Below are 6,145 nucleotides of genomic sequence, written 5' to 3'. Positions count from 1 at the left end.
AGATGCCACGAAGCATCTAGTGATACGGGTTGACGAAATGAAACGAAAAACAACAATCTATGCGAAAATAGCCTCGGCAAAAAAAACCGCACCATTTTCAGTACGGGTTTAAACTATCCTAGAATACGCTGGTAAACAGCCTTTGCATGGATTAAATCCTTGGTGCCGTGAATGAGAGCACGGCCGTCTTGGAAAATAACCATCCGCTCTGCGCCCATCTCGACGGACACTAGATATGGGTTGCCCTTTACCGCATATCCGAGTGAGCTAAGCTGGCCTGCGAGGCGTTCTAACGAAATCTCACCAGGAGACGATGGGCGGATTTGTACTGTATCGCGGCCGCACAATACTGTCGTTTTCGTCATATTTTCCTGATCGAGATACGGATAGGTGCGCTCCTCGCCGCACGACAAGCAGCCTGCGAACTTCGCTTTTGTCATTTTTAAACTAGTGTACTGGTTTCTCCAAAGATCAAAGCTGACAAAAGAAGTCCGGACCGCGTCCCAATCCTCGACCAACATCTTGAGCGCCTCTGCAGTTTGGTGGGCAATTACCATTTGGACGGCTGGTGAAATAATCCCTCCTGTATCGCAGGTCATCCCTTGGAGTGGGATTGAGCGCAACAGGCAATTCAGACATGGGGTTTTCCCAGGAATGATCGAAAACATCATCCCAAAACTGCCGACACAGGCCCCATAAATCCACGGAACCTGGTACTTTTGTGAGACATCATTCATCGCCATCCTGGTTTCGAAGTTATCTGTCGCATCCATCATCACATCGACGCCAGGAACTAATTCCTCTAGCAATGCTGGCGTGGCGTCGCCAATGATCGAAACCACTTCCACAGCCGAGTTAATCGCACGCAACCGTTTTTCGGCCGCTGCTGCCTTTGGAAGTTTCTCAACGACATCCTCTTCGGTATAGAGCTGCTGGCGCTGCAGGTTGCTGGCCTCTACATAATCTCGGTCAATAATCGTAATCTTGCCGACACCGGCTCGGGCCAGCACCTCTGCACTACCTGACCCTAATGCCCCCGCGCCGATAATCAGGACATGCTTGCTGCCAATCTTTGCTTGTCCATCTGTGCCGATCCCTGAAAAGAGGACCTGCCGTGAATAACGTTCGTTCATACCTTATCCCCTTTCTAAAAGAAAACTCGCCAAACGGCGAGCTATTTGCGAATTTTCCATTTCATTTTTGGATTCATTGGTTTTATTGCGAATCGATTCTTTTTATTTGAGGATTCATTGGTTTTATTGCGGATACAAGGATTCCTCCGCCACTTAGGAAAATCAGCCCCCGCTTACTGGCGGAATAAAGGCGATTTCATCACCAGCCTGGATCACTTCATCGTTCGCGGCAAACTCTTCATTGACGGCCGTCATTACGGTGTCCATGTTGGGCAGGTTGTATTTAGCTCCTAAATCCGCTTTTAACTCTGCCACCGTTTTTCCGCTCGCCTCGACAGAAAGAAACTCTTCGCCGACTGCGTCACGTAAATGGGCAAAAAACAACACTTTATTCATGTAGGTCACCCTCCTCCGGCTTGCCGCTAGGATAGGTTACTGTTTCAAGCTGATTGCCTATCCACGCTTCGCCTTCTTCCCAGTGCTCTTTCTTCCAAATCGGGACAATTTCTTTAATCCGTTCAATTGCATAACGGTTGGCATCATAGGCATCCGCACGGTGCGGCGTCGAAACGGCTATCACGACGGCCACATCGGTGATATCTAAACGACCCACTCGGTGGGTAATGGCTACGCATGAACCCTCCCAGCGCTGTTCGATTTCCTGGCCGATTTGCGCCAGTTTCTTGACCGCCATCGCTTCGTACGCTTCATAGATTAAATACAATGTTTTTTTACCCTTTGTTAATTCCCGAACCGTGCCGATAAACGTTGTAATCGCGCCAGCATTGCGCTTTACAACCTTATCAATTACCGCTTGAATATCGATCGGTTCCTTTGAGATTTCATACATCATCCTGATTACACCTCTATACCCAAGCACTTAGGCTCAGCATTTTCGACCACTTGGTATCCGCCAATTTTTTCAACCTGCTCTTTGAAGTCGGTTGATTGGATTATCGCTAGCAGCAGTTGGCCGCTTTCACTTTCATAAAAACCTCTTGTCATCAGCAAATCATATTCCTCATCTGCGCATCTTGACCGGCTAATAGTTTGTTTACATATAAGATATTGTATTCCTTTGTATCGGGGTCAAGCAAATTTGCATGGTACCTCTTTTCCCCCCTTAGATCATGAAACTTTAAATAAGTGGAGGTTTTTTCGCTCTTACAAATCCTTCGCTCCAGCCCACTTTTTGGCGTCTTCATATTCATTTGGGTAATTCATATTAAAAAAGACGCGTTCTACATCGATGTTGCTGTATGCTTGAAGGTCTTTTTCTGTTACATACAGAACATTCAATGTATCTAGCAGGTGTTTCATTCGAAGTTGTCCCGTTTCAATACGTTGTGCAACCGACTCGGTCACCCTCTTTTGGAAGACAGCAAATAATGGGTGTTGGATTCCATTGATAACAGGGATGACGGCATCGTATTCGCCACATTTTTTTACAAGCAGTTCCGCAAGGTCAACTGAAACAAATGGCATGTCACATGCGACAACAAAGTTCGTCTCAAAGGGAGAAGCGAGCAAACCGGCATGAACTCCTGCTAACGGCCCCTTACCTGGGAAATGATCCGAGACTATCTTCTGTCGTAAAAATTGATATTCTCGAGGATGATTGGTTACAAGAATTATATCGTTAAACGACACCTTTAACGTATCTGTGATTCTCTCAATATTCGTTTTCTCGTTTATTTTTAGAAGGGCTTTATTGGTGCCCATCCTGCTTGATTTTCCACCTGATAAAATAATGGCCGCAGCCTTCATGACTCGAGCACCCTCTTAATGTAGATCATTTTTCTCGGCCGCTGCCAGATAGCCATTGTCGTGCGCAACATAATCCAAGTGGATGGAGTGTACATCCAGTAAGGCAGCGGATGGTTTTTCAATATATTGACGTGTATCAATAATTTTAATATAGCCATGACAAACTTCGCAAACTTGAATTTGAGAGACCGCATCGCCGTCAATCGTGAGGAACTGATGGTTTTATGTTCCTCATTCCCGCAGTGCGCACATTCGAGGCGTTTGGCATTCCAGTGTGTGAGGCGCTGCACCTCTTTCATTTAGTAAAGCTGTTTTCGCATAGATTGAGTTTTTCGTTTAGGTTCATCACCCAGTAATCCTAGAAGCTTCGTGGCATCTTCTCGTAAGAACATGAGCAAAAATGTCTTAGTAACCTTAGTAAATGCCCATGAATATGCTCCAAAAGCAACAAAGTTTACGAAAAGAGCCTTTAGTAAAGACATGACTGCCTATTGCATGACAGCCATTCTCTATTTATCAACAATGAGCTTATTAAGCGCCTTTGTTTTTCCTTCTGTGTTTTGGATCATCAAGATTTGGAAAGTTGCCCTTGTTACCTCTTCATCATACCAGTTCTTTCACAAATTTTTCGTAACCGTTAATCAGCAAAGAAATAGGATATTCATCGGGACAACCTTTCCGGTTCATTGTTTTCCCTCCTCATCAGGAACGACTTTATGTAATAGTGCAGCCAAACATTTTACTACAATCGTACGCCCACCCATGTTTTTCGAAAGTAACAATTGTCACTATAAATGCGTGTAAATAGTACGAAGGAAGTATTTGTCATGGTATTGTCAACTATTAATTTGAAGGTAAATTTCCGAGACATGTTCTTGGGCAAATTCTGTTAAATTAATTAAAATGTTCTATAATAAGAAAGAACTATTGAACCAAAGGAGGAGTACATATGACGATTAAAAAAGTAATGACCATAGCTGGTTCTGATACAAGCGGCGGGGCGGGCCTGCAAGCGGACTTAAAAACATTTCAGGAGCTTGGCGTCTACGGAATGACGGCAGTAACATCCATTGTTACGATGGATCCGAAAAACCACTGGCACCATAGTGTTTTCCCGATTGCGGTTGATACGCTTGAGACCCAGTTGGAAACCATTCTTTCCGTTGGGATTGATGCAATGAAAACAGGGATGCTTGGTACAGTAGAAATTATCCAATTAGCAGCCCGTATCATCGATGAAAACAAACTGGAGCGTGTCGTTATTGACCCTGTTATGGTTTGTAAAGGGGAAGATGAGGTTTTAAGCCCAGAAACAACCGATGCGATGCGTGAGTTTTTGCTCCCACGGGCACTAGTGGTTACTCCAAATCTATTTGAGGCAGGACAACTGGCCGGCATGAAGACACCGCGTACGGTTGTAGAAATGAAGGAAGCAGCCGAAAAAATCCATGAACAAGGTGCGAAATTCGTGTTGATTAAAGGAGGCAGCAAGCTCCAATCCGAAGAAAAAGCAGTCGACCTCCTTTATGATGGGAAGGACTTTATGCTCTACGAGTCAGAAAAATTTGAAACCACCTATACACATGGGGCAGGATGTACGTATTCATCGGCGATTACCGCTGAATTAGCTAAAGGAAAATCCGTTTATGATGCGGTCGATGTGGCAAAAGAATTTATCACCGCAGCCATCCAGCAAGGTTTCCGACTCAACGAATATGTCGGTCCTACCTGGCATGGGGCCTACCGCAGTGCGGCAAAAGCTACGACTGAATACTGCGAGGACTGTGTCGAATAAGAATGGTGATAGGGCCCGTTAAAGCGCCTATCGACTAACAAGAAGAGCCGATCAAAAGGATCGACTCTTCTTTTTTTATGGTGTCAGGCACCGTTATAAGCATGGATTTCGCATTTTTTACCTAATTTTAGTATGATAGTTACATTATTAATTACAATAGACAATAGACATAATCATTCTATAAATGAAGGGAAAGGAGGTTGCACTTTGGAACCTATTGATGTAAAAGGAGCACAGGCTGCCATCAACAGCTTTGTGAATAAAGATGTTTATATTCACCTTGAAACGACAAACGGTGCCTATGCATCACATAACGATCAATCGTTCTTTTCGGCTGGAGCATTTATCCGCAATGCACTTGTCCGTTATGAATTAGGAAAGATTACAGGGAATGGCCCGTTTCGGGTTGGTTTAAAGATCAACCTTGGCTGGATTTACGCAGAAGGTATCACCCATTACGAAATAGATGAAGAGAATCACTTATTATTAGCCGGTCACGACCATAATGGAAAACTAGCGGTTGCCTTGGAGATTTCCAGCACCCCTTTTGAATAATAAGGCAATGCCCGAAAGGAGAATGATTTATGGAAAAAGAACGCCGCGTTTTGGTCGTTTTCCCTCACCCTGATGATGAGGCATTCGGTGTGTCCGGGACCATTGCGACCCATGTGCAGAACGGCACTCCTGTCACCTATGCCTGTTTAACTTTAGGTGAAATGGGACGCAACATGGGAAATCCCCCGTTTACCAATCGTGAAAACCTGCCGAAAATTAGAAAAGAAGAATTGAAGGAAGCTGCTCGAGTGTTGGGCATTCAAGACCTGCGTATGCTCGGATTCCGCGATAAAACGATTGAATTTGAAGATGAAGAGAAGCTAGCCAATCAGATGTTAGCTTTGATCAAGGAAGTCAATCCTTCCCTTATCATTACTTTTTATCCAGGCTACTCCGTTCATCCAGACCATGATGCTACTGGTGCGGCGGTCGTTCGTGCTGTTGAAAAAATTCCTGCAGCCGCGCGGCCAACCTTACACTGTGTCGCTTTCTCGAATAATTGTGTAGATGAACTGGGGGAACCAGACATCCTCAATAATATTAGCCCGGTGGCCGAAACAAAACTGGCCGCCATCCAAGCCCACCGTTCCCAAACGGAGCAAATGTTCAGCGGTGTGGAAGAAAAATTAAAAAACCAAGACCCGCAAGTGATGAAGTGGATTAATAATGAACGGTTTTGGACGTACCGATTTACAAATTAAAAGAAAAAGCCCTTCATCCGTAAGGGCCTTTTCCATTTTAGTAGATGTTTTCATGAATTATTAGAGGGTTAAAAATTAAGCTACCTCTCATTGCGATTATCATCATAGTGGATGATGCCAATTCCATAAGATTTTAGTTGTAACGGTAACTATAGAGAAATTATGATGACCGTTCCATCATTTTTTCAAGCATA

General features: G+C 44.3%; 8 protein-coding genes. 3 read left to right on the top strand and 5 right to left on the bottom strand.

Annotation, left to right across the window (positions count from 1 at the left end; translation table 11 throughout):
* Positions 1 to 113: 113 nt before the first annotated feature.
* From V7137_RS00670 to mobA, 5 genes are all read right to left on the bottom strand, one after another.
* Complete coding sequence (locus V7137_RS00670; protein WP_335455658.1) at positions 114 to 1,133, bottom strand: MoeB/ThiF family adenylyltransferase; 1,020 nt, start codon at positions 1,131 to 1,133, stop codon at positions 114 to 116.
* 162 nt (positions 1,134 to 1,295) lie between these two features.
* Positions 1,296 to 1,529 carry a molybdopterin converting factor subunit 1 gene (gene moaD, locus V7137_RS00665; RefSeq protein WP_335455655.1) on the bottom strand — a complete coding sequence of 78 codons (234 nt, stop codon included), beginning with the start codon at positions 1,527 to 1,529 and terminating at the stop codon, positions 1,296 to 1,298.
* The gene (locus tag V7137_RS00660; RefSeq protein WP_335696395.1) at positions 1,522 to 1,986 is read right to left on the bottom strand and encodes a molybdenum cofactor biosynthesis protein MoaE; all 465 of its coding nucleotides are present in this window, start codon (positions 1,984 to 1,986) and stop codon (positions 1,522 to 1,524) included. Before V7137_RS00660 ends, moaD begins: the two co-directional genes overlap by 8 nt.
* 5 nt (positions 1,987 to 1,991) lie before the next feature.
* Positions 1,992 to 2,144, bottom strand: a complete 153-nt coding sequence (locus tag V7137_RS00655) for a hypothetical protein (RefSeq protein ID WP_335455652.1) — start codon at positions 2,142 to 2,144, stop codon at positions 1,992 to 1,994.
* 153 nt (positions 2,145 to 2,297) lie between these two features.
* The gene (mobA, locus tag V7137_RS00650) at positions 2,298 to 2,900 is read right to left on the bottom strand and encodes a molybdenum cofactor guanylyltransferase (RefSeq protein WP_335455649.1); all 603 of its coding nucleotides are present in this window, start codon (positions 2,898 to 2,900) and stop codon (positions 2,298 to 2,300) included.
* 949 nt (positions 2,901 to 3,849) lie between these two features.
* Between mobA and pdxK the strand changes: the two genes are divergently transcribed.
* The 3 genes from pdxK to bshB2 all read left to right on the top strand — a co-directional run bounded on the left by pdxK (position 3,850) and on the right by bshB2 (position 5,951).
* Complete coding sequence (gene pdxK, locus V7137_RS00645) at positions 3,850 to 4,695, top strand: pyridoxine/pyridoxal/pyridoxamine kinase (RefSeq protein WP_335455646.1); 846 nt, start codon at positions 3,850 to 3,852, stop codon at positions 4,693 to 4,695.
* A gap of 207 nt (positions 4,696 to 4,902) precedes the next feature.
* The gene (locus tag V7137_RS00640) at positions 4,903 to 5,250 is read left to right on the top strand and encodes a YojF family protein (RefSeq protein WP_335455643.1); all 348 of its coding nucleotides are present in this window, start codon (positions 4,903 to 4,905) and stop codon (positions 5,248 to 5,250) included.
* A 29-nt stretch (positions 5,251 to 5,279) separates the two neighbouring features.
* The gene (gene bshB2 / locus V7137_RS00635) at positions 5,280 to 5,951 is read left to right on the top strand and encodes a bacillithiol biosynthesis deacetylase BshB2 (RefSeq protein ID WP_335455640.1); all 672 of its coding nucleotides are present in this window, start codon (positions 5,280 to 5,282) and stop codon (positions 5,949 to 5,951) included.
* Positions 5,952 to 6,145 lie beyond the last annotated feature (194 nt).

It is taken from the genome of Neobacillus drentensis, assembly GCF_036962765.1.
In the GTDB taxonomy this organism is placed as follows: Bacteria; Bacillota; Bacilli; order Bacillales; family Cytobacillaceae; genus Neobacillus; species Neobacillus drentensis_C.
Note: the sequence above shows the minus strand (reverse complement) of the source record. Positions and strands in the feature narration are given on the sequence as shown.